This window comes from Candidatus Eremiobacteraceae bacterium, assembly GCA_035710745.1.
GTDB lineage: Bacteria > Vulcanimicrobiota > Vulcanimicrobiia > Eremiobacterales > Eremiobacteraceae > JANWLL01.
The window spans coordinates 84,990-107,643 of sequence record DASTCX010000003.1; the positions used below are offsets into that span (position 1 = coordinate 84,990).

Below are 22,654 nucleotides of genomic sequence, written 5' to 3' on the forward strand. Positions count from 1 at the left end.
GCCGGGGAATCACCGTCGGCGTCGCGAACTAGGGCGAAGATGTCGTTCAATCCGTCGACGATCGAACCGACCGAGCGTATCGATCTCAGGCCGCTCCCCACGTGGGAGCGGCAAGATCGCATGGTCGCGGCGTTCGATCGGCTCAATGCCGGTCAGATGGTCGAGTTCACGAACGATCACGAGCCGAAGGCGTTGCGCGCGGCGCTCGACCTTGCGCGCGAAGGCGTCGCGCTCTGGGATGTCCGCAACGCGGGCGACGGCCGCTGGGTCATCCGCCTCACGAAGCTTCCGGAAGCGTCGACGCTCGGCGATACGCCGCGCATCTCATTCCTGCGTCGCTGCACGATGTTCCGCAACGCCCCGAAAGAGATTTTGCGCGAGATCGACCGCGTGTCGAAAGAACGAACGTACCACGACCGCATGGTCATCGTCGCTGAGGGCACGAACTGGCCCGACCTCGGCATCGTCCGCCGAGGCGTCGTCGAGGTGACGCGCGCGACCGATGAAGACCGCGAGATCGTTCTCTACGACGTCTCGCCATATAGCATGTTCAACGAAGCGGCGGTTTTCGACGAAGGTACCGCGGAGGTGACCGTCATCGCGCGCGGCGACGTCGACACGGTCGAAGTGCCGGCGCAATTCGTACGCCAGCTCATCGTGCGGAGTCCTGAAGTCGCAGCCGGCGTCGCACGCTACTTCGCGCAACGGCAGCGGCGGCTGACGGGTGCGGCGGGCAACCTCGCATTCGGCCGCGTGCTCACTCGGATCGCGCGCGTCTTGCTCGACTACGCGTCGCCCGATAACGGTATGGCGCGGGGCGTGAGCGGCGTCGAGCGGATCACGCAATCGGATCTCGCGGCGCGCGTCGGCACGGTGCGCGACATGGGCAGCCGCGCGCTCTCCCATCTCGAGTCACTCGGCGCGATCGAACTGCGGCGCGGGCGCGTCATGCGCCTCGATCGGGCAAAACTCGAAGATGTCGTCCGCACCAACAAATAACTAAACGTCTTATAACGGGGAGCGGTCGAGATTTATCGGCGCTTCAGGCTTTGTGGTGGCTCGGCGTTTGCCTTCATCTTCCTCATGGGTCCCTTGGTGATCATCACCTCGTCCACGACCAACAGTGCCGAATGCCTATAACCATTGGCCAAAACCGCAATCTCGCTTGTTTCGGCGTAAAATAGAGCGGGTCGGGGATATTCCCCGAGCCACCAGAATTCCCGAACACCCGATTTATCTCGACCGGAGACGAGCGTTCAAGTTAGTTTGAGCGCGCCCTAAAAAGCCAGGCGGCGAGCCACGCCGCGATCGCGCCGCCGAAGAAGCCGCATGCGACATCGATCGCGTTCGACAGCAGCCCTTCGGGCGGCGGGTCGAGGAAGAACTGCAGCACCTCGATGACCGCACTGTAGCCGGCGACGACCCAGCCGATAGAGGACGCGGTCGCAGAACTGCCGGTCAGCTGTCGAGCGCGTGCGATCGGGAATCCGACGACGGCGAACGCGACGACGCTGTACAGCTTGCGCAACAGGACATGGTAGGAAAGCGATGTCGGCGACGTCGCCTCGTACACGCCGTTGTCGACCGCAGCGACGAGCAACGCGACGGAGAACACCACCGCCATGCCCCACCACGTCGCTGGCTTCGAAAAGAATTCGCGAAGGCTCACGAGACCTTGGCGATGGGCGAACGAACCCTGCTCCGCTGAGCGTCTGCGATGTATTGCGCGACGGCCGCGCCGAGTCGCTTCACGCCTTCCATGATCTTGGCGGGTGGCATCGTGCCGATCGCGAGCCGGAACGAACGTTCGTGGCGATCGCTGACCGCGAACGCGCGACCAGGGATGAACGAGATGCCCTTGTCGAGCGCACGGCCGAGGAGTGTCTCTGCAGAGCAGCCCTCGGGCAAGGTCAGCCAAAGCGCTCCGCCGGCGCGCGGCCGGGTCCACCGGACGGCGTGCGGCATCGAGCGCTCGACCGCGCCGACGAGTGCTGCGAGCTGATCGCCCCATTGACGGCGCATCGACTGGTCTTGGCGCGCGATCGAACCTGCTTCGAACAGCCGCTTCAAGACGAGCTGTAAGAACACGTCCGAGCCCCGATCGATGATGTCTTTCGCATGGACGAGATGTTCGAGGATGCGGCCCGTCGCGACCGTGGCGCCCATGTTCATGAGCAGCCCGCGCGACACCGGCCTTGCGTAGATGACGCGCCCGTCGCGATCGCCGCAGAAGAGCGGCAGCTGCGGACGGCCGCGATGAGTGAGCGGCGCGAACGGATCGCATTCGAAGATGAGCCAGTTGTGCTTGGCGGCGAGTTCCATGAGGTGCTGCCGTCGCGGCGCGACGAGCTCGAGGCCGGTCGGGTTCTGAGCGCGCGGCGTCGTGATGACGAGACGGATCTGCTCGCGCGCTGCGACGCTCTCGAGCAGGTCGGTGCGCATCCCTTTGTCATCCATCGGGATCCCGAGCACCTTGAGCCCGCGCATTCGTGCCGCGTCGATGAGGCAGAACTGGTTCGGGTCTTCCATCGCCACGGCATCGCCTTCGTGGCAGAAGCTCAAGAGCGTCAGCACGAGCGACTCTTCGTAGCTGTTCGTGACGAGCACGCGATCGGCGCCCGCCTCGATGCCTTCGGCATGGAGATGGTTGGCGATCGCCGCGCGGAGCTCGGGAAGGCCCTGCGTGTCGGTCGGATGGATCCCGCCGATCTCCGCGTCCAGTGCGATGCGGCGCATCGCGCGCTTCGTGGCGGCGTGGAGCTCGCCGCCGTACGCGGGCACGCTGAAGAACGGGAACTGCGCCTGGCTGCACGTCTGCGGCAACCGGTAGATGTAGCCGAGGTTCGTCGGGGGCTTCGGCCGATTGAACGCCTCCTGCCACGCAAGGCTTTGCGCGTCCGGTTGCGGCGCGTCGAGCGGCCTTGCGGGCGGCTCCGCGACGAACGTGCCGACGCCCGGCCGGCCCGCCAAGAGTCCGCGCTCGCCGAGCACCCGATATGCGTGGTGCGCGGTGACGATGCTGACGGTCAGCCCTTCGGCGAGATCGCGGACGCGAGGCATCGCCGCGCCGCGCGCGAGCGAACCATCGTCGATGAGGCCGGCGATTGCTTCGGCCACGCGCAAGTACAAAGGGCCGCTTCCCTTAAGGGGAGCGTTTTTGATTAAGAATAAGGAGGGCTGTGCTTGGTCGACGGCCATGATTCTCTCAATATATCGGGCCGTAACGACTCAAGTCAAGCATAATTACTCGACTAGAGCACAATGAATCACTAAACTAAAGTGCCATGGCTAGGACACCATGGTATAATCCGGACCGTGAGAACGAAGAAAACGGAGCTTTCGCCCCTGATTCCGCTCGACCGCCTCAAGACGGTTGTGAAGGGCTTGGTCGCGGTTCCCAAGGCAAAGGTTGCGCAAACAACGGCGAGGCCATCTGGGAGAAAGAGAAAGAAGAACTAGCCGCGATGCCCTGGGCCGAACCTGCATATTCTCGTACACAGATCAACAAGTCTGGCAAGGCGCTCATCGACCCGGCAGCAACCGCCGACGAGATTCAATTCGCCGAGGCCGTCATCAACAACTGGCGTTCCGCTCACGGTTTGCCGCTGTTGTGGCTTAGTATGGACTTACGCAGGTTGGCAGCTAAGGTTGATGATCATCGAATCGTCGCGCAGAGAATCAAACGACTTGCATCCATCAAGTTGAAACTTTCCACTCAGGGGCACATGGATATGGCGCGGATGCAAGATATTGCGGGTTGCAGAGCCATCGTTAAGTCAACGAAGGACGTAAAAAGGCTGGCGAAGCTTTTCCAGGGTAGCCGGATGCACCACACGCTCTATGATACGGATGACTATCTTAAGCATCCGAAGCCATCTGGTTATCAAGCTATACATCTAAAATATAAATACCAAAGTGAACGATATGTAAAGCATTGTGGTCTCTCGATCGAAGTGCAACTGCGTTCGCAACTTCAGCATACCTGGGCGACGGCTGTAGAAATGGTTGGACTGTTCACGGAACAAGCCCTTAAGTCGAGTCTAGGCGATAGCGACTGGCTACGCTTTTTCGCATTGATGGGTGCAGTGACAGCCAAGATGGAGAAAGGCGTTCCTGTTCCAAATACGCCGACTTCCCTGAAAGACTTGACCGACGAGCTTCGCGCTTATGAAGCAAAACTAAGTGCGCTGACGCTACTGCGAGGCTATGGTACGGCAGTACGGCTAACGGTCCCGGCGGCGAAAAAGACGGGTCACCCGTTCTTCCTACTGACGGTCGATGCGAACACAAAGAACCTTACCTGGCAAAGCTTTGGTAAAGATCAGTCAACCCAAGCTGCAACCGCGTATCTAGCGGCCGAACGCAAGATCGAAGGAAAGCCTGGCATGCAGACCGTTCTGGTCTCTGTCGAGCGTATCAAGACATTGCAACGCGCTTATCCTAGCTACTTTCTTGATACAACCGCCTTCGATAAGCTCGTCACCGACGCGCTAAATCCGTCTGCCAGGCGGTTGCGCGCCGGGTAGCCGGGTCTACGATAGCTCTAGATGATAGGGGAACAGGCGTTCGAACAAGAAAAATGACACAGGCCCCGCGCAAAGATTGGTGATCGAGCGCGAAGCCTGATGCCTCAGGATTCAGATTCGGCCGACGGCCGCTACGTTTCCTCTAATCACATAGAGCCTACGCAGACCAAATCCGAACCCCGTGGCATATGCCAACGGTCACCGTTGCTTTCCGAAAGGGAAGGAAGCGTATGTCAAAACTCAGCGTAACGTGGCACAAGTGTGGCGATGACCATCACTGGTGCTCATTCGAGAATCTTACCCTCGACAAGATGACCGACAAAGGTGTCTACGTCATTTGGCACCAGGGGAATCCCGGCAAAGTTGTCTACGTCGGTCAGGGTGATGTCGCAGATCGCATCACCGCACACAGAAGCGACAAACGAATTACGAAGTACGCCGACCGTGTTCTGCGCGTCACATGGGCAGAACTGTCGGTGTTCCAGTGGGATGGCGTTGAGCGTTATCTTGCGGATCGTTATTCACCACTAGTCGGAGATGCTCATCCGGATTGTGGTCCGATAGAGGTGAATGGCCCCTGGGATTAACCGTGACGGCGGATTGCGATTCAACGATCGCATCCGCCGTTTCCATCAGCTTCATGTACTGATACCAGGCCCACGGGGGTTCCTCGCCGGCCTGTATCTTTTCTTGCGCCCACTCGCGTAGACGCTTTAGCTCGGCCTGGGCCTCAGCATTAGTCATGACATAAGCATACCCAGGACAAGATGTTTTGTGCCGTGCGCTCCGTCACCCGCTAGCCTTTCCGATCAGGCTCTTGTACGTCAGCCGCTTGCCGTCAGCGGCCTTCGCCGCTTGTGCGAACCGTGGTCCGTCCTGTTCATCGCGACGGTTGAACCGAAAGACTAGCTCCTCGACATACCGCTGCAGATGCTCGGGCGCAACGTGAACCTGCGTTCCCCTCAGGTTCCTTTTGAGAAGCGACCAAAACGCCTCGATATGATTTGTATGGATATGCCCGTTGACGTATTCCGTCGCATGGTTGACGACATAGCGAACGTAGTCGGCAGATAGCGGACCATAGGCTCCATCCGCATCCGTGTAGACAACCGCGCCAGGCTCTACGTTCTCGCGAACCTTTTGGACAACGGTCTTACCCGATGCGTCAGGAACGACAAAGGCGCGGACCTTGCCGGTTTTCTTGCCACGTTGGACAATGCCGAGAACGATCGTCTTTTTGTCCTGCCAGCGTTCGGCCGCTTTTCCCGCAGATCGTCCAATGCTCGGACGACGGGGCTTGCCACCAACGTAGGTCTCATCTGCTTCAACGGGACCCGCGAGCTTCGTAAAGGCTTTGTCCGTCATCGCCTCGCGGACGCGATGCAGAATGAACCATGCCGTCTTTTGCGTGACGTGCAAGGCGCGAGACAATTCGTGCGAGGATATGCCGTTACGATTGCTTGCGACCAGCCAGATCGCCGGAAGCCACTTATCAAGGCCAATGGGCGAATCTTCGAAGATCGTCCCCACCTTGGCCGAGAACTGCTTTTTGCAATCGCGGCAGTACCAGCGGAAATACTTTTCAAGGTAGGCGACCTCGCCCGATCCGCAGCCGAAACGCGGGCATGCCACGCCATTGGGGAAGCGGATTTGAACGAAGAAGTCGTGCGCAACCTGCGGGTCCGCAAATTGACGGACCGCATCAAGCATCGACTGTGGAATCGGGTGCTTATCCATATCCTAAAGACCACCAGCTTCGAGCATCAAAATGTAAACCCCGATGAGCTGCGCTACAACGACAAACGCCTTCGCGACGATCGGCGTCGAGGCAGGCTTCAACCACCACCAGACTGCACAACCAAGGTACACACCGTAGATGGACGCCGTGACGAGTACCGATTCAAGCAAGTACGTCTGCCGTGTTTGAAGATACAGAGTGAACGCGGAAGTGAGCGTCGAGCCCTGGAGTACCAAGGGAACAAACAACAGCGCGATAGCACCAAGAACCCGAAGAATAACTCGCTTCACGCACCAATTCTAGCAGAGAAGGGCACTTTAGTCAAGTATGTCATTCCGGACTAGAGGACTACTTGTCCTTGAAAAGGTCCTCTGGACGGTCGATTTTTGAGACGCGCTTCTGCCACTGGCGCATCTTGCGCCTCTGCTGCCAGCGGTCGAAGCGCTCCTTCATCGATGGCCCCTGATCCCGGCCGCCAAGATTCGGCAACGACACTCGGCGCGTCGTGAAGAAATACGCGTACACGCATGCGACGGCTATCGCCAAGAGCGCTTGGATCGGACCGCCGTAGATGAAATAGTTTCCGAAGAGCGCGAAAGCGATGATGACTGCCGCCATGATCCGCGCTTGCATCGGGATGAACCAGAACATCACCGTCGCGTACGGGTTCATCGAAGCGAACGCGACGGTGATGCCCACAAAGCTGCCGGCCATGCCGATGAATAATGGTGCATTCGGCGCGTACGCCGTCTGTGGGATTAGCACGAGGCCTGGTAAGATCCCGGACGAGAAGTAGAAGAAGAGGAACTTCCCCGAGCCCCACGCGCGCTCAAGCGACGACCCGAACCAGAAAAGCAACAGTCCGTCGAACAATGCCCAGAGGATGCCGCCGGCATGGACGAACGTGAAGGTGAAGGGCCGCCAGTATTGTCCGCTGTGCAGCCACGTGACGGACGGGGGCCACGCCAGCAGTTGCGTCAGGCTCTGCGAGGTGAAAAAGTCGATGACGAATGCCGCCGCCATGACGGCGATCAGCACGTACGTCGCGGGGCTATCGTAACGGTGCGCGTAATAGCGCATCTTCCACATCAGGCGGCGTTCCGTCTCACACATTCGAGCACGATGCTCGCGCTCGCGTAGAAATCAGCGAGATCGAGCCACTCGTTGACCGTATGGATGTCGCGCATCCCGGTGCCGAGCACGGCGCTCTCGATGCCGCGACGATTGTAGACGTTCGCGTCGCTGCCGCCGCCGATCGTCGCCGTCGCGACGCTCCGACTGACCGCTTTCGCCGCCTCGAGCACGAGTTGGACGGTCGGCGACGCGTCATCGAGCGCCATGCTCTCATAATCGCGCTCGGTCCGTTCTTCTATCCAGGCGCGATGGAGCTTGCCGGCCGCCATCGCGGTCGCTCGCGAGGCCGCGTCTTGGAAGCAGGCGCGGATCGCCGTCATTGTCGCGTCGAGCGTCGCATCGTCGAGCGACCGAGCTTCACCGCGCACGACGCAGCGATTCGGCACAACGTTCGTCGGGCCGTTACCGTCGACGATGACGACGTTCGATGTCGTCCGCGGGTCGATCCGGCCGAGGGGCATCGCGGCGATCGCTTCCGCCGCGACGCGCACGGCCGATATCCCGGTCTCCGGCGCCATACCCGCGTGCGCTTCGAGGCCATGGACGACGAATTCAAAATGATCCGACGATGGCGCCCGCGTGAAAAGCTTCGAGGCGTCCGTCGCGTCGAGGACGATCGCGCGCCGCGACTTGATGCTCGCCGCGTCGAAGTGCTTGGCGCCCAACAGACCGATCTCTTCACAAATGGAGAAGACGACGTCGACATCGCCGTATGGCAGCGACGACTCGCGCAACGTACGGATGATCTCGAGCGCGATCGCGCAGCCGCTCTTGTCGTCACCGCCGAGAATCGTCGTGCCGTCGGTCCGGATCCGGTCCGCTTCGCGCACCGGCTTGACGCCCTTGCCGGGCGTCACCGTGTCCATATGCGCCGACAGGAGCAGGGGCGCTGCCCCGGCTTTCGTCCCCGGAAGCCGACCGATGACGTTGCCCGTGTTGCCGCCGACCTTCTCGCCCGCGTCGTCGACCCGGACCTCGCAGCCCGCCTCCCGGAGCGCGCGCCCGAGGTAGTCGGCGACCTGTTTTTCCTCTTTGCTGTGGCTGTCGATGCGGACGAGGTCGAGGACGGTGTCGGTCATGCGTTCGCGGTTGATCATATAGCGCGGGCTTTTCACGGCTTCAGGCGTGTTCCTCCGGCTCCCGGTACCACGGCGTTTGTGCCGGCAATCACACCGTTTTCTGGGCCAAAGGCCCCGTCACAGACCGACCCGATACTATTACTAATGTGTAGGGTACGAAATCCATTCCGTACGATTCGAGGAACGACATGCGGGGAGATCTTGTGAGGGGCTTGGGCGTTCAAACGCCGCGCGCTGCTTTGTTGCAGGCGGCGGCTGTCCAATTTTTCGCGGTCGCCGTTTGCGGCACGATCCTGACGGCGGTCATCGCGCTGTTCGCATACGCGAACGCGCCGAACCCCGACTCGCACGATCTTCTTTTCTTCACGATCATGATCTCGGGCCTTTGCCTGAGCGTCATCGCCGGCGCACTGGCTGCACGGCGCGCGATCCGAAGCGAGTCGATCTCGGCCACCGCGAGCGGCGCCGCGTACTCGCTCCTCAAGAAATACCGTCGCGCCGATACGCGTCCGGGCGCCGACGGGCAAGCCGGTCAGTACAAGATCGGCGAGAGCTACCTGCGACAGCTCCTCGGCCGTCGCGGAGCCTGACGGAGTGATCGATTTAAAACCTGTTCCGCGTCCGCGCCCCCATCGACCGCGATCCGTCCACGTACGGCCTGAGGTCTTGTCGGCGCGGCTCGAGCGCTTCTACATCGGGTGCATCGCGTTCGTCGTCGGCGCGGCGGGCACAGCGGTCGGGTTCACGTTCGGCATCGTGCCGTACTACGGCGCGACCGATGCGTCGACGCATGACCGGTTCTTCGCGATGTGCGTCGTCGTGGGAACCCTGATCGGTTTCCTCATCGGCCTCGCGAACGGCGTGAAGCTCTCGCGCGCGAGCCGTCCGTCGGCGACGACGCAAAAGCGTCTGCTTTCGTACATCCGCCGGCGCGCCGATAGCCGGATGCCGCAGCGGACGATCCACCGCATCAACGTCCAGCCCCTCGGTCAACGTCAGGTCTAGTCCCACAAGATTCGGCACCCGCGGCGTCTAATCGGCGCGGATGGCCAATGGAAAAGGACGCGTGGCCGTTTTGAACCACGCGTCGGATGTATTGCGCGGCAACGCGCTCGGAGACCCGTACGAGCGCGAGGTCTGGTGCTACCTCCCGCCCGGCTACGACGGCGGCGACGCGCGTTATCCCGTCATCTACTTCTTGTCGGGTTTCACCGGTACGGGCCGCATGCACGTCAATTTCGATCCGTGGGTCGAGAGCATCGATCGGCGGCTCGACCGGCTCATCAACGCCGGAACGATGCCGCCCGCCATCTGCGTGCTGCCCGACTGCTTCACGTCGCTCGGCGGCAGCCAATTCATCAACTCGACAGCGACCGGCCGCTACGAGGATTACCTCATCGGCGAAGTCGTGCCGTTCGTCGATTCGCAACTTCGAACGCAAGCGTCGCGCGATCACCGCGGCGTCACGGGCAAGTCGAGCGGCGGCTACGGCGCGATGGTGCTCGCGATGCGACACCCGGACGTCTTCGGCGCGATGGGTTCGCATGCAGGCGACGCGTATTTCGCCTATTGCTATTTGCCGGATTTCACGAAGTTCGTCCTCGGCATCACGAAGCACGGTGGCGTCGAGAAGTTCTTCGAGCACTTCAAGTCGCTGCCGAAAAAGACGAAGGAAGCGCTCGATGTCCTCAACATCCTTGCGATGTCGGCGTGCTACTCGCCAAATCCGGCGGCGACCATGGGCATCGACCTACCGATGGTCCTACCGTCAGGCGAGATCCGCGGCGAAGTCTGGAACCGGTGGGTCGAAAACGACCCGGTTCACATGGCCAAGGCGCATGCCGATGCGTTGCGGTCGCTCAAGTGCATCTATCTCGATGCCGGACTGCGCGACGAATGGAACCTGCAGATCGGCGCCCGCATCTTCTGTTCCCGGCTCGACTCGCTCGGCGTGAATTACATCTACGAAGAGTTCGACGACGGGCATCTCGGCATCAACTACCGCTACGACCGCTCGCTGACGGAGCTCGCCCGCGCGCTAGGCTAGCGCCGCGCCGCGATCTACTTCGACGTGTCTTTCTCGAACGGCAGAGCGAAGAGGAGCTGGGCTTGCAACGTCTGCGGGGCGGCGCCGAAGCCGATCGGCTTGAGCTGCTCGAGCACGAGGCGCGCGTGGATCGTCGGCGCCCACACGGCGTAGAAGTCGTAGTCGCGTTGCGCGAACGGGTTAGCGGCAGCGTCGTAGCGGACGCCGATATACGAGTTGTGCGTCGGGCGGTACTTCACGGTGAGAAATCCACCGCTGGACAACATCGGCGTTCCGGAACCGTCCGAGTCGTCGTCTTGTCCCCAGAGCTGTTGGCCCGTCACTTCAAACCTGCGCGACGGAGACGTCCACATCCCTTCGATGCCGTCTCTATAGTAAACGTCGGAAAAAGTCAAACCCGTCGTCCGTGAGGTAAAGTCGCGCTTGCCATTGAGCCCGATGACGCCGACCGTGAGATCCGGATTGACGGAGACGTTCGCCGTGGCGAACAGCTCAGGCCGAGCAAATGATTGCGCGAGGTCGGAAGGCGGCGCGGGGGCTCCATACGCGGCGCCGTGATATTCGTCGAACGACGCCGCAAATTCAAGATCCACGGTGTCGGTGCGCTTGCCGAACTCGACGCCGAGACGCGGTGTCGAGAAGTTCGCAAGGCTATGGCCGACCGTGTACGTGTATGCCGACTGTGATGTGATCGTGTCGAGCCGCTGCGTCGCGTTCGCGATCGTCTGGAGCGGCAGCAACCCGACGCGCTCGAAGTCGCCGTTGCTCACCGTCACGTGCTGCAAGAAGCCGTAGTAGAGGCTGCCGGCCGCGCCCTGGCTGCCGAACAGGTAGCGCGCGAAATACGAGTTCGAGTCGTCTGGGCCGAAATTCGCGGTCGAGATCGCGATCGCCAGCGCGTTGAAGCGCCGGTTCTGCGACGGCAGCAGATCCTTCGTCCACGTGTCCTGCAAACGCAAGGCGATCGGCACGACGTGGTTTTGCGGGACGTTCGGGAGACGGTAACCGGCGCGCCGGAAATGTTCGCCGAACGAGTTCAGCTCGGGCACGGCGGTGTGGCACTGCGTGCACTTGAATCCGTAGCGCTCGGCGAAGATCGGTACCGCGGACGCCCGCGACGGAAGCGCGAGCGCCAGCGCTAATGATGCGACGACCGCGAAGAGCGCGAGGCGTGCGTTCATTGGACGGTGACGACGCCGCGCATCGGCGTGTTGTAGTGGAAGTAACACCCGTAGTAGTACGTGCCGGGCGTCGACGCTTTGATCGGCTGGGAGTAGGCGTCGGGCAGGAGATCGCCGCTCGTCCAATTCGTCTGCGACAGATCGCTTCCGGAGCGCGTTCGCGCGTTGAACGACGGTCCGTTCGGCGGGAACCCGCTCGTTCCCAGCGACGATGCGGTATGCGTGAAGCTATCCTGGTTGTGGAACTGGATGACCGTGCCGACCGGCACTGTGAGATCGGCGTTGTTATATCCGGCCACCGTGCCGAACTTCGTCTGCTGCGGCTGATACTTGATGAGGCTCACCTGAATCACGACCGCACCTGGAACGAGCGCCTGCGCGCCTCCGGGCGGCGTCGGTGCGCTCGGCGTGCACCCCATGAGCATCGACATCAGGCACGCGAGAACCAGGCCCCGTGGATTCCTCATGCGGCGCATCGTAGCCGACGACGCTGAAACGCGAATGAAATTAGGGCTGCGCCGGACGATGCTCTTGCATGAGTGTCGCAATCGCGCGCGGTTCGACCGACCCCATCGAAAGCAGTCGCGCGTTGAATCCAGCGACGCTGAACCGGTCCCCGAACGAGCGCATCTCGGCGTTTTTCTCCTGCGTGATCGCATCGAGCCCGACGAAGTATGACGACAGCTGATCGTGCGAAAGCTCGAGCCGGTGCCATTTCGTCGAGGCCTGCGAGCTGTTTTGGAAAGCCTCTCGTTCGAGGAAGTCGACGCATTGCGCTTGGGTCAGATCTCCCGTGTGATACTCCGCGTCGATGATCGCGTTCGAGTATTCGCGTAAACGCCACTTGAGCTGGAAGAGCTTGAGGCGCGGATCGTGACCGCCGTAACCCGCGTCCATCATCATCCCTTCGGTGTAGACGGCCCAACCCTCGACGAACGATCCGTTCGCGAAGACGCGCCGTACGAGCGACGGCACTTGCGAATTGTAGCGGAACTGCACGTAGTGCCCGGGCACGGCCTCGTGGAGCGACAGTATCTGCATCTCGTAGTCGTTGTGGTCGCGCAGATACGACGTGACTTGATCCTGTGTCAACGACGCCGGAATCCGATCGACGTAGTAGAACGACGTCGCGAGGGGCGTGAACGGACCTGTCGGGTCAAGACCGGCGCCGGCGAACCCCGCCTTGAACGGCGGCGTCGGCACGACTTGCAGAGTGTCGGGCGATGGCAGCACGACGACCGGGTCGTTGCGGAGGAAGTCCATGAGTTTAGCGACGTCGACCTTCGCCGTCGAGAATATCTGATCGCGCGTCGGATGATTGTCGGCGAGTTTGTCGAGGACTTCACCGACGACGGCGTCGATGAGCGCATTGCCTTTCTCGGCATGCACGCGTCCGGGGAAAAGCTGCGCGTCGAGCGGCTGCGCGAGGGCGAACATCTGCGCCCGCGTATGTGCGAACGCCGCCTTCGCGCGCGCGACGAGGACGGCGCGCGGCGTGTCAGTGCCGTCGACGAGCTTGAGATCGCGGTCGAAGACCGCGGCGCCGACGCGCGGGTTGCCGTCGGAGCGCTTGAGCAGCGGACCCGATAGGAAGGCTTGGAGATCCTTGAGACTGGCGATCGTCGAGGGCATCGCAGCCAGCACGGCTGCACGGGTTGCCGGCGACGCGGAGGCGCTCATATGCGCAACGTCGTTCTGATAGAAGTCGATGTTGCCGGCGTTCTGGTCGATCGCGAGCTGCGTGAATACGAGCGGCGGCCGCTCGAGGTTCGCTTCTGCGGCTTTGACCAGCGCCGGGATGAGACGCATGCGGGCGGCGACGTGCTTCATGCGCGCGTCGAGAGGCGCGTATTCGCGGCTCGTCAGTTGGTAGGCGGCGTCGCCGATCGCGCCGACGTAGAGCGTCGGATCGGTCTGTTCCGGGTGGAGCGTCCCTTCTTCGAAATTCTGGGCGTCGATGCCGTCGAGCAGCGTGCGGCGATCTGCGGCGTCGTCCGGTCCTAAAGCCGACGGGTCGTACGCCGCAAACCGATCGCGCCACGCGGCGCTCCATTTCGAAGACGCCGCGATTCCCGCGGCGGAGTAGTCTGGCAGCGCGTCGTCGTGCGTGTGGATGCCGATCGAATCGGCGAAGAGCGGATCGCGCGCTTCGTACTCGCTGAGATACGCGTGAACGTCCTTGGCGAACGACGTCGCGCGCAGATCTGGCGCGGCCGACCCTGGCGCGGCGAATCCGATGAGCGCGACGATGAGCGCGAACGCGAGTCTACGCATGCGGACGTCCTCCTGCGCGGTGATTTGAAGGGGACGTCGCGCGGGCCTGCGCAATCCAGCCGCATGCCGAAAGTCGCTTATCCGTTCACGCCGGACGAGCACGCGAACGAGCTGCTCGCGTCGAGCGGCACGGCGCTCCTCATCGGTCTGTGTTTGGAGCAGCAAGTGCGATCGGCGAAGGCGATGTCGGGGCCCTACGTGCTCAAACAGCGCCTCGGCCATCTCGACGCGGCGAAGATCGCGAAGATGCCGGACGCGATGATCCAGGCGGTTTTCCGCAAGCCGCCGGCCATCCACCGGTTTCCCGGGATGATGGCGAAACGCGTCAAGTCGCTGTGCGCGCGGATCGCCGACGACTATGGGAACGACGGCGCTCGCGTGTGGGCGCGCCTGCGCTCGTCGGAAGAAGTGTTTCGGCGTTTGAGAGATCTGCCCGGGTTCGGCGACGGCAAGGCGGCATCCGGCGTTCGCATCCTCGCGAAGTTCGGCGGACGTCCGCTCGACGGTTGGCGTCGCTATTCGAGCGACGAAGATCTGCCGTGGCTCTACAAAGACGGCGAACGCCTCGACTGATGCCGCCGAATCGCTTTATCAAAGGGAGCGGTCGACCTTTACGGTCGACCGCCGCGGCCTCACCAACTGCAAGGCCGTCTCCGATCGAGCTAAAGCTCGACCGCTACATTTTTTGAGCGAGCGCGAGAAGGGCGGCGGTGACTTCGGCGGGCGCTTCGACTGGAGAGAGATGGCCGGCGCCGGCGATCGGCACGAACGTCGAACCCTTGATGGCGCTCGCCATCGTCTGACCCTCCGCTAGCGCGACGACCGGGTCGTCGGTGCCGTGGATCACGGCGACGGGAACGCGGATCGCGCCGAGCACGGGTCGGGAATCTTTTCTGCCCGCCATCGCGCGCTGCGCGACCATGATGCCCGCGGCCGTCGCGTCTGCCATCATCGACTTGATGAAGGCGACCGCTTCCGGTCGCTGCGACGCCGTTTGCGTGCTCACAGGCGGTGGAGACTCTTGTAGAAAGCCGGCACCCTCGTGGCGAGCTCGCTCGACCATCTCGTAACGCGCGCGCTTGCCATCCTGCGAGTCGGCGGTAGCCCGCGTGTCGACGAGTGCGAAGGCACCGGCGAAAGTGGGATGGAGCCGAGCGATCGCCAGTGAGATGTACCCGCCCATCGAGCAGCCCGCGACGAGCGGGCGTTCGACGCCGCCCGACTTGCAATAGGCGACGATCGCGTTAGCGAGGTCGTCGATCGAGGGGGTCCCATCGGGCAACGGCGCCGAGCCGAATCCAGGCATGTCCGGGACGATGACGCGATGATCGGCCGCGAAAGCCGCTGCTTGGGCGCGCCACATCCTACCGTCGAGAGGAAAGGCATGGAGCAGCAGGGTCGCCGGGCCCGCACCTGAGTCCGAGTAACAGATGCCGAGCGTGGCCGGGGTGACGTCCCTCACTAGTCGACGCGCTTAAAGGTCGTTCCGCCGCACGCGCAGGGCTCGACCTCGAACGAAAGGGCGTACTCCTTGGCCTCGCGGCCGCACGCCTGGCACTGGTACGTCCCAGGCCCGGCGAGCTGGCCTACGACAAACGTGACATCGTCCATCGGCTGATTTTTTCCCGGGCGCTGGCACAAAACCGCTTCAAAGTCCATCGTATGTGCATGGACGCCGTAGACCGCCTGCTCGAGAACCTCCTCCAAGGGCAATCCCAGCCCTCGCCCGACGCATGGAACCGCTTCGGCGAGCATGGCGAGTCGACGTTGCGCTGCCCGCTGTTCAAGACCGAGACGATGTGCTCCGCGTGCTGCGAACACTTCACGCGCGATCTCGTCGAAAAGCCGAGAGTCCAAGCCGCCTTCGACGACGCGTACACCCGCTTCCGTCTTACGGCGCGGCGCGAAGTGAGCCGCGAAGTCTTCCGCCATCTGGCCGCATACGCATGCCGGCGCTGCCCGAACAATCCGATGCGCGGCGTGCACGCGACGGAAAAGAAAAACGAAAACGGTCGGTCGAGCTAAAAGCTCGACCGCTACATTTCTAGAGACAGGCCGCGGCGGTCGAGATGAATCTCGACCGCTCCCAATTTCAGCTGGAGACAGGCCGCGGCGGTCGAGATGAATCTCGACCGCTCCCTATTTCAGCTGGAGATAGGCCGCGGCGGTCGAGATGAATCTCGACCGCTCCCAATTTCAGCTGGAGATAGGCCGCGGCGGTCGAGATGAATCTCGACCGCTCCCTATTTCAGTTAGAAACAGGCCGCGGCGGTCGAGATGAATCTCGACCGCTCCCTTTTCTTTCGCGATGCGTTGTCCGCCGTAGGCTACTTGCCCGTGTCGGACTGTTCGGCGAGCAGTAGCTCTTGACGAGCCTGATTGAGCAGGTCGAGCGCCTTCAGGCGGTGGCCGGCGTAATCATGCTGGTCGTGTTGAAGCTCGTCGATGACGTGTTCGAGATGCTTGCGGATCTCGTGGATGTTATGATTGCTAGCCGCGCCGTTGCGGCGATGCATGCGAGGCTGCATCGTCGCGGACGGCGTTGGCGTCGATCCAACCGGGACCGGTGCGCCGAGCGCGGCCGATACCGCCGCTATCGACGCGCCGAGACCGGCTGCCGTCGCGAGAAATGTCTTGCGTTCCATCAGTGGTGTAGTCTCCTCTCCCCAGACGCTAGATGAAGTTCAACGACGTGAACGAGTCGCCGAGCACCGCGCTCGCAGGCACATCGAGCCAGCCTTCGAGCACGGTGGCGTAGACCGACCTGAAGTCGGTGTGCCACTTGAGATTGCCGTAGTCAAGGTCGGTGAGGCTCGGGTGGTCGCCGTACACCCCGCCTTTCACTCCTCCCCCGACCACGAACATGGGGGCCGCCGTTCCGTGATCGGTGCCCCGGTTCGCGTTCTCCTCGACGCGACGTCCGAACTCGGAGAACGTCATCGTGAGAACGCGGTCGTCGGCGTTGTGTGCCGCCAAGTCGTCGTAGAACGCTTCCAAGCCGTCCCCGAACTGTTGGAGCAACGCGTCCTGTCGCGGGCGCTGCGCCGCGTGCGTGTCGAACGATCCGATGCTGACGTAGAAGACTTTCGTGCCGAGATCCGAGTTGACGATCGCGGACACGAGGTTGAGCCCCTGGGCGAACGGCGTCTTCGGATAGTCGACGGCCGGCTTGTAGCCGGCGACCAAGTGCGGCAGTTTCGAAGACGCGGCACGCGCGTCGCGCTCGACTTCTTGGACGAGCTGCAAGTACGGGCTGTCGAACGGATAGCGATCGCCGTCGCCCATGAGGATGCGATCGGCCTGCGCCTGCTCGTCGGCGCGTCCGTTGAAGCGGAAGCCGCGCAGGTCGCCGATCGCCGGCACGTCGGTCTTGTCCGCGACGAGCATCTTCGGCAGCAGCGGTCCGATCGCGACGCCCTTGAACAGGTTATTCGCCGGCAGCTCCGCTTTGTCAAGGTAGCGGCCGGCCCAGCCGGTAGTATCGTACGAATCGGGCGCAGCGGTTTGCCAGATCTCCGTGCCGCGGAAGTGTGACAGGACGTAGTTCGGATAGTGAACGCCTTGCAGAACCGCGACGCGATGGCGGTCGTAGAGCGCCTTGAGCGAAGCGAGCTTCGGGTTCATGCCGATCGAGGAGTCGATCGCGAGCACGTCCGACTGCGCGACGTTGATCGTCGGCCGGACATTGTAGTACGCAGGGTCGCCGTGCGGCACGATCGTGTTGAGGCCGTCGTTGCCGCCCTGAAGGTTGACGACGACGAGGCAACGGCTTGCAACCGAACCGGCTTTCGTCACCTGCGATGCCGCGCGCGCGGCGCGCGCGAAAATCGAATCGACCGCGAGCGCGCCGCCGAACGCCCCGATGCCCTGGACGATGAACTGTCTTCTCGTGCTCATACCATCGTGCCGTTCATTCCAGTTGATATGCTGGAAGGGCCATCGCGAGACTCATCGCGCCGCGCACCTTCTCATCGATGTTCTCGCCGTTGAGCTCGACCGGATTACCGACGCCGTCCGTCGTGAGGAAGCCGACGATCGATTGTCGCTGCTCGTCCGTGGCGTCGTCCTGCACGGTCAGATCGAGCACGCGGGCGGCGACCGCGGCGGCATCGGTCTGCGAGACGCCGGCTATCCACGCGACCGGCCCTGCCGCGGCGGGCATCGCTTGCATCTGCTCCGACACCGGCGCGCGGAACGAGACCAACTGATTGAGGAAGTTGAGCCGCGCGAGGATCGTGCCTTGGTTGAGCCATTGCGATCCGCCGGGCCAACCGGCGACGTTCGGAGGCCGCATGAGCACTTGGTCCATGGCGTTCATCGCGCCGATGATGCGCGGCGTCGACGTCGTCACGCCGATCGTGCGAAGCGAACCGACGACGAGGTCGACCGGGCTCTTGACGATGCTCCGGTATGCGCGGTCGGAATAGAAGACGTTGGAGCGCAGCAGCGTGTCGAGCAGCGCGGCGACGTCGTACTTCGCGTCGCGAAACCGCCCCGCGGTCGCGTCGACGAGCTCTTGCTCTGGATCGTCGTAGACGAAGTTGCGCAGGAACTTGCGCGCCATGAACTGCGCCGTCGCCGGCTGACCCATGATGATGTCGATGATGTCGTCGCCCGCGAACGCGCCGGTGTGCCCGAGGAACGTCTTCGAACCGGCGTCGTGGAAGCGAGCGACAAAGCTCGAGCTCGCGCCGTCGCGCGGCACGATCCAGCCTGTGAACGCGCGCGCACTTTCGCGGACGTCTTGCTCGGTGTAGTTGCCGACACCCATCGAGAACAGCTCCATGAGCTCGCGCGCGAAGTTCTCGTTCGGATGCTGCTTGCGGTTCTGGTTGCCGTTCAGGTAGAGGAGCATCGCCGGATCGCGAGCGACCTGGTGCGTCAGGTCGGCGTAGTTCCCGAGCGCATTAGCGCGGAACAACCGGTTTTGCACGACCATCATGGCGGGCGTGATGCCGCCTTGCACCCCGCTCGTGAAATGATTGTGCCAGAAGTAGGTCATCCGCTCGATGAGCGGATTCGGCGTCTGGAGCATACGGTCGAGCCACCATGACGCCGCGCGAAGATACGCGTCGCGCCGCTGCTGCGGCGGCGCCATCGGATCATAGGTGAGATCGCCTTGGGGTGCGGCCGGCAACGAGTCGGGCCGTGGGTCGAGGAGACCGTCGACTGCGGCGTTCATGCCGGCGTTTGCGGCAGCGTCGGTCTCGGCCGGCGAGCCCCCGAATCCCGCGCGTCTGAGGAGGTGAGCGGCGAGTCGGGGACTCCACGGCCCGCGATACGGCAGCAGCGCGCTCGATGTGTCGACGCTGCCCCTTGGTCTGAATTTGTCGTCCTGCGGCTGTGAGATCATCGGTAGTCGCGATGATTGTACTGCGGTTGCCGTGAGGGCGACTTGAACCAGGCGTTAGATTTCGGTGAGAAGGGCCTACGCGGCGTTATCCCGCCAAAAGGATGCGCGCCGTCACGCTCCTTTTTCCCAATCTCTTCGGTTGAAATGAGCGCTGCGCGCGCGAAGCGAATCGTCGCACGTTGCGCAATTCTTTGTGAGGGCGTTATGGCTGCACGGTACGACGCGATCGTCATCGGCGGGGGGCACAACGGTCTCGTGACCGCATGCTACCTCGCGCGCGCGAAATGGAAAGTGCTCGTGCTCGAGCGGCGCTACGTCGTCGGCGGCGCGTGCGTGACCGAAGAGAAGACTTTCCCAGGATTCAAAGTCTCGACCGCCGCCTACGTCAACAGCCTTTTCCGGCCGGAGATCATCCGCGATCTGCGCCTGCACGATTACGGCTTTGATGTCGTCGAACGGAACCCGTCGTCGTTCTCGCCGTTCGCCGACGGCCGTTATCTGCTGCTCGGACCCGATGCGGCGATGAACCTGCGCGAGATCGGCAAGTTCAGCGCGCGCGACGCGGACAACTATCCGAGATACGAGCGGATGCTCGAACGCGTCGCCTCGGTCGTCGAACCGACTTTGACGATGACGCCGCCCGACATCATGCATCCATCGCTCGGCGACCTCTTCAAGCTGGCGCCGATGGGCAAGGCGATGCGCAAGCTCGGACCCGCGATGGGCGAAGCGATCGAAGTGCTCACGGGTCCGGCGCGGCCGATCCTCGATCGCTGGTTCGAATCCGAAGAGCTCAAGGCGACGCTTGCCACCGACGCGATCATCGGCGCGTTCGCGTCGCCATCGATGCCGGGAACGGCGTACGTCCTATTCCATCACGTCATGGGCGAGACGAACGGCAAGCGCGGCGTGTGGAGCTACGTGCGCGGCGGCATGGGAGGTCTGACGCAAGCGCTCGCGCGGGCCGCGAAAGATCTCGGCGTCGAGATCCGCACGGAGGCCGAAGTCGCGAAGATCAAGACGCGCGGCGGAACGGTCACGGGCGTCGCGTTGACAAATGGCGACGAGTTTGACGCCCCGCGCGTCGCGAGCAACGTCGATTGCCGCCTGACGTTCACGAAGATGCTCGATCCGAAGACGCTCCCCGACGACTTCGCCGCGGCCGTCGACCGCATCGACTACTCGAGCGCGTCGGCGAAGATCAACGTCGCCTTGTCGGCGCTGCCGAATTTCACGTCGTGCCCCGGTTCGACGCCCGGACCGCAGCACCGCGGCACGATCCACCTGTGCCCGGATCAAGACTTCATCGAGCACGCGTACGACGAGGCGAAGTACGGTGCGATGTCGACCAAGCCGATCGTCGAGTGCACGATCCCGTCAGCCGTCGACCCGAGCGTCGCGCCCGAAGGCAAGCATCTCATGTCGATGTTCTGCCAATACGCCCCGTACGATCTCAAAGGCGGATGGAACGACGCGAACCGGAATGAGTTCGCCGACCGCTGTTTCGCGATCGTCGAGGAACATGCGCCGGGCTTCACGGCATCGGTCATCGACCGGCAGATCCTATCGCCTGTCGACATCGAGTCGACGTTCAATCTCGCCGGCGGCAACATATTCCAAGGCTCGATGGGACTGCATCAGCTCTTCGCATTCCGGCCGGTGCCCGGCTTCGCGAACTATCGGACGCCCGTGAAGGGTCTCTACCTCTGCGGCGCAGCGGCGCATCCGGGCGGCGGTGTCATGGGTGCGTCGGGATGGAATGCTGCGCGCGAGATGCTCAAGCGGTGAAGCACGCTCAGCCGTACGACGCGGTCGTCATCGGCGCCGGGCACAACGGCCTCGTCGCGGCCGCGTATCTCGCGCGTGCCGGTCTGCACGTCTGCGTCGTCGAGCGAAGCGAAGTCATCGGCGGTGCGACGATCAGCGAAGCGGTGTGGCCGGGTTGGACCGTATCGGCCGCCTCGTATGTCTGCAGCCTGCTCGATCCACGCATCGTCGAAGAACTCGACCTGCCGGCGCACGGCTATTCGGTGTATCGGAAGTCGGCCGCGTCGTTCACGCCGCTCCCCGACGGACGATCGTTGCTCCTCACGCGCGACGAGAACGAGAACGCGCGCGAGATCGCCAAGTTCTCGAAGCGCGACGTCGATGGGCACGCGCGCTTCGCCGAAGAGGTCGCGCGGCTCGGCGCCGCGTTGAACGCCACCTTCGAAGCTGCAGCGCCGTCGCTCGAGGCCTTCGATGCGCGCGCGCGCGCGACGTTCGATGGTTCGGCCGCCGAACTCGTCGAGCGATACGTCGAAACGCCCGTCCTCCAAGCCGAGATGGTGAACGACGGACTCATCGGCACGTACGCCGGTCCACGGACGCCCGGCACGGGTTACGTCCTCGTCCACCACAACGCAGGCCAGGCGCTTGGCATCCAAGGCGCGTGGGGCTTCGTGCGCGGCGGCATGGGCGCGGTCGCGCGAGCGATCGCGGGCGCGGCTCGCGCGGCTGGCGCGACGATCGCGACCGCATCGCCGGTCGCCCAGATCTTATGCGATGGCGGTCGAGCGCGCGGGGTCGTCCTCGCCGACGGCACGGAGATCCGGTCGCGCGCGGTCCTCTCGAACGCAGATCCGAAAACGACGTTCCTGCGGCTCGTTCCGGATTCAGAGCTCGGCGACTCGTTCGTCCAGCGAGTCCGCGACTGGCGCTGCATCGGCGTTTCGCTCAAAGTGAACTTCGCGCTCGGCGAGCTGCCGGACTACACGGCGCGGCCGGGGACGAACGCGCAGCCGCATCATGGCGCGACGATCCACGTCGCGCCCGACGTCGACTATCTGCAAACCGCGTATGAAGACGCGGTCGCGGGGTCGGTCTCGCGACGGCCGCTCATCGAATGCTACATGCAATCGCCGAGCGATCCGTCGATAGCGCCGCCCGGCAAGCACTTGCTCTCGGTGTTCGCGCAGTACTTCCCGTACGATCGTCAGGACGGGCCGTGGACCGATGCGATGCGCGAAGCCGCGGCGGACACGATCGTCGCGGAGCTCGCGAAGGTCGCGCCGAATCTCCCGAATGCCATCGAGGCTCGTCAGATCCTCGCGCCGCCGGATCTCGAGCGCCGTTTTGGTCTGAGCGGCGGGCACATCTTCCACGGCGAGCTGCTGCCGGATCAGATCTTCGAGCATCGTTTCGCGACGCGGACTCCGCTGCTCGGCTTATACCTCTGCGGCTCCGGTGCGCATCCAGGCGGGTGCGTCACCGGCGTCCCGGGTCTGCGTGCGTCAAGAGCGGCTCTTGCCGAGCTGGCGACCGCCCGCTGAAACAAAGACCG

General features: G+C 63.1%; 24 protein-coding genes. 10 read left to right on the forward strand and 14 right to left on the reverse strand.

All coding sequences use genetic code 11. The features are described from left to right. The first annotated feature begins 39 nt into the window (after positions 1 to 39). A complete protein-coding gene (locus tag VFO25_00520; protein HET9341379.1) occupies positions 40 to 999 on the forward strand; it encodes a DUF2249 domain-containing protein in 960 nt (319 codons plus the stop codon). 262 nt (positions 1,000 to 1,261) lie between these two features. Here the strand turns inward: VFO25_00520 and VFO25_00525 are convergent, their stop codons facing one another. Together VFO25_00525 and VFO25_00530 are read right to left on the reverse strand one after the other, a co-directional pair. Next, positions 1,262 to 1,669 carry a hypothetical protein gene (locus tag VFO25_00525; protein HET9341380.1) on the reverse strand — a complete coding sequence of 136 codons (408 nt, stop codon included), beginning with the start codon at positions 1,667 to 1,669 and terminating at the stop codon, positions 1,262 to 1,264. After that, a complete protein-coding gene (locus VFO25_00530; GenBank protein ID HET9341381.1) occupies positions 1,666 to 3,117 on the reverse strand; it encodes a PLP-dependent aminotransferase family protein in 1,452 nt (483 codons plus the stop codon). The genes VFO25_00525 and VFO25_00530 overlap by 4 nt, the downstream gene beginning before the upstream one ends. Positions 3,118 to 3,284: 167 nt before the next feature. Here VFO25_00530 and VFO25_00535 point away from each other — a divergent pair, with 167 nt between their 5' ends. Further along, on the forward strand, positions 3,285 to 4,526 hold the full coding sequence (locus VFO25_00535) for a RelA/SpoT domain-containing protein (protein HET9341382.1): 1,242 nt from the start codon (positions 3,285 to 3,287) through the stop codon (positions 4,524 to 4,526). A gap of 230 nt (positions 4,527 to 4,756) precedes the next feature. Beyond that, entirely contained in the window at positions 4,757 to 5,113 is a 357-nt protein-coding gene (locus VFO25_00540; GenBank protein HET9341383.1) for a hypothetical protein, read from the forward strand. 202 nt (positions 5,114 to 5,315) lie between these two features. Here VFO25_00540 and VFO25_00545 read toward each other — a convergent pair whose 3' ends face one another. From VFO25_00545 to VFO25_00560, 4 genes are read right to left on the reverse strand one after another with little or no spacing between them, the layout of a single operon-like run. After that, on the reverse strand, positions 5,316 to 6,263 hold the full coding sequence (locus VFO25_00545; GenBank protein ID HET9341384.1) for an IS1595 family transposase: 948 nt from the start codon (positions 6,261 to 6,263) through the stop codon (positions 5,316 to 5,318). Positions 6,264 to 6,266: 3 nt separating this feature from the next. Then, positions 6,267 to 6,554, reverse strand: a complete 288-nt coding sequence (locus VFO25_00550; protein ID HET9341385.1) for a hypothetical protein — start codon at positions 6,552 to 6,554, stop codon at positions 6,267 to 6,269. A gap of 58 nt (positions 6,555 to 6,612) precedes the next feature. Next, positions 6,613 to 7,353, reverse strand: coding sequence for a rhomboid family intramembrane serine protease (locus VFO25_00555; protein HET9341386.1), 741 nt, complete (start codon positions 7,351 to 7,353; stop codon positions 6,613 to 6,615). Continuing rightward, entirely contained in the window at positions 7,353 to 8,495 is a 1,143-nt protein-coding gene (locus VFO25_00560) for a M20/M25/M40 family metallo-hydrolase (GenBank protein ID HET9341387.1), read from the reverse strand. The genes VFO25_00555 and VFO25_00560 overlap by 1 nt, the downstream gene beginning before the upstream one ends. A gap of 194 nt (positions 8,496 to 8,689) precedes the next feature. On the opposite strand from VFO25_00560, the gene VFO25_00565 reads away from it, so the two are divergent. The 3 genes from VFO25_00565 (at position 8,690) to VFO25_00575 (ending at position 10,524) form a co-directional block, all read left to right on the forward strand. Continuing rightward, a complete protein-coding gene (locus VFO25_00565; protein HET9341388.1) occupies positions 8,690 to 9,067 on the forward strand; it encodes a hypothetical protein in 378 nt (125 codons plus the stop codon). Positions 9,068 to 9,143: 76 nt separating this feature from the next. Then, positions 9,144 to 9,482 carry a hypothetical protein gene (locus tag VFO25_00570; GenBank protein HET9341389.1) on the forward strand — a complete coding sequence of 113 codons (339 nt, stop codon included), beginning with the start codon at positions 9,144 to 9,146 and terminating at the stop codon, positions 9,480 to 9,482. A 61-nt stretch (positions 9,483 to 9,543) separates the two neighbouring features. Continuing rightward, the gene (locus VFO25_00575; GenBank protein HET9341390.1) at positions 9,544 to 10,524 is read left to right on the forward strand and encodes an alpha/beta hydrolase-fold protein; all 981 of its coding nucleotides are present in this window, start codon (positions 9,544 to 9,546) and stop codon (positions 10,522 to 10,524) included. Between the two features lie 14 nt (positions 10,525 to 10,538). Here VFO25_00575 and VFO25_00580 read toward each other — a convergent pair whose 3' ends face one another. The 3 genes from VFO25_00580 to VFO25_00590 are packed head-to-tail and all read right to left on the reverse strand — an operon-like array spanning position 10,539 to position 13,979. Continuing rightward, entirely contained in the window at positions 10,539 to 11,705 is a 1,167-nt protein-coding gene (locus VFO25_00580) for a hypothetical protein (protein HET9341391.1), read from the reverse strand. Beyond that, complete coding sequence (locus tag VFO25_00585) at positions 11,702 to 12,172, reverse strand: hypothetical protein (GenBank protein HET9341392.1); 471 nt, start codon at positions 12,170 to 12,172, stop codon at positions 11,702 to 11,704. The genes VFO25_00580 and VFO25_00585 overlap by 4 nt, the downstream gene beginning before the upstream one ends. 40 nt (positions 12,173 to 12,212) lie before the next feature. Then, positions 12,213 to 13,979 (reverse strand): DUF885 domain-containing protein, encoded by a 1,767-nt coding sequence (locus VFO25_00590; protein ID HET9341393.1) that lies wholly within the window; start codon positions 13,977 to 13,979, stop codon positions 12,213 to 12,215. A gap of 63 nt (positions 13,980 to 14,042) precedes the next feature. Between VFO25_00590 and VFO25_00595 the strand changes: the two genes are divergently transcribed. Beyond that, the gene (locus VFO25_00595; GenBank protein ID HET9341394.1) at positions 14,043 to 14,552 is read left to right on the forward strand and encodes a hypothetical protein; all 510 of its coding nucleotides are present in this window, start codon (positions 14,043 to 14,045) and stop codon (positions 14,550 to 14,552) included. Positions 14,553 to 14,655: 103 nt separating this feature from the next. Here VFO25_00595 and VFO25_00600 read toward each other — a convergent pair whose 3' ends face one another. Together VFO25_00600 and VFO25_00605 are read right to left on the reverse strand one after the other, a co-directional pair. Next, the gene (locus VFO25_00600) at positions 14,656 to 15,441 is read right to left on the reverse strand and encodes an alpha/beta hydrolase (protein ID HET9341395.1); all 786 of its coding nucleotides are present in this window, start codon (positions 15,439 to 15,441) and stop codon (positions 14,656 to 14,658) included. Continuing rightward, entirely contained in the window at positions 15,441 to 15,590 is a 150-nt protein-coding gene (locus VFO25_00605; GenBank protein ID HET9341396.1) for a hypothetical protein, read from the reverse strand. The genes VFO25_00600 and VFO25_00605 overlap by 1 nt, the downstream gene beginning before the upstream one ends. A 57-nt stretch (positions 15,591 to 15,647) precedes the next feature. Between VFO25_00605 and VFO25_00610 the strand changes: the two genes are divergently transcribed. Beyond that, the gene (locus VFO25_00610) at positions 15,648 to 16,004 is read left to right on the forward strand and encodes a hypothetical protein (GenBank protein ID HET9341397.1); all 357 of its coding nucleotides are present in this window, start codon (positions 15,648 to 15,650) and stop codon (positions 16,002 to 16,004) included. A 302-nt stretch (positions 16,005 to 16,306) separates the two neighbouring features. Here VFO25_00610 and VFO25_00615 read toward each other — a convergent pair whose 3' ends face one another. From VFO25_00615 to VFO25_00625, 3 genes are read right to left on the reverse strand one after another with little or no spacing between them, the layout of a single operon-like run. Then, positions 16,307 to 16,624 carry a hypothetical protein gene (locus VFO25_00615; GenBank protein ID HET9341398.1) on the reverse strand — a complete coding sequence of 106 codons (318 nt, stop codon included), beginning with the start codon at positions 16,622 to 16,624 and terminating at the stop codon, positions 16,307 to 16,309. A gap of 28 nt (positions 16,625 to 16,652) precedes the next feature. Then, complete coding sequence (locus tag VFO25_00620) at positions 16,653 to 17,876, reverse strand: DUF1501 domain-containing protein (protein ID HET9341399.1); 1,224 nt, start codon at positions 17,874 to 17,876, stop codon at positions 16,653 to 16,655. Between the two features lie 13 nt (positions 17,877 to 17,889). Continuing rightward, entirely contained in the window at positions 17,890 to 19,332 is a 1,443-nt protein-coding gene (locus VFO25_00625; protein ID HET9341400.1) for a DUF1800 domain-containing protein, read from the reverse strand. Between the two features lie 204 nt (positions 19,333 to 19,536). Here VFO25_00625 and VFO25_00630 point away from each other — a divergent pair, with 204 nt between their 5' ends. Both VFO25_00630 and VFO25_00635 read left to right on the forward strand, forming a co-directional pair. Next, positions 19,537 to 21,120 carry an NAD(P)/FAD-dependent oxidoreductase gene (locus tag VFO25_00630; GenBank protein ID HET9341401.1) on the forward strand — a complete coding sequence of 528 codons (1,584 nt, stop codon included), beginning with the start codon at positions 19,537 to 19,539 and terminating at the stop codon, positions 21,118 to 21,120. Then, a complete protein-coding gene (locus VFO25_00635; protein HET9341402.1) occupies positions 21,117 to 22,643 on the forward strand; it encodes an NAD(P)/FAD-dependent oxidoreductase in 1,527 nt (508 codons plus the stop codon). The genes VFO25_00630 and VFO25_00635 overlap by 4 nt, the downstream gene beginning before the upstream one ends. Positions 22,644 to 22,654 lie beyond the last annotated feature (11 nt).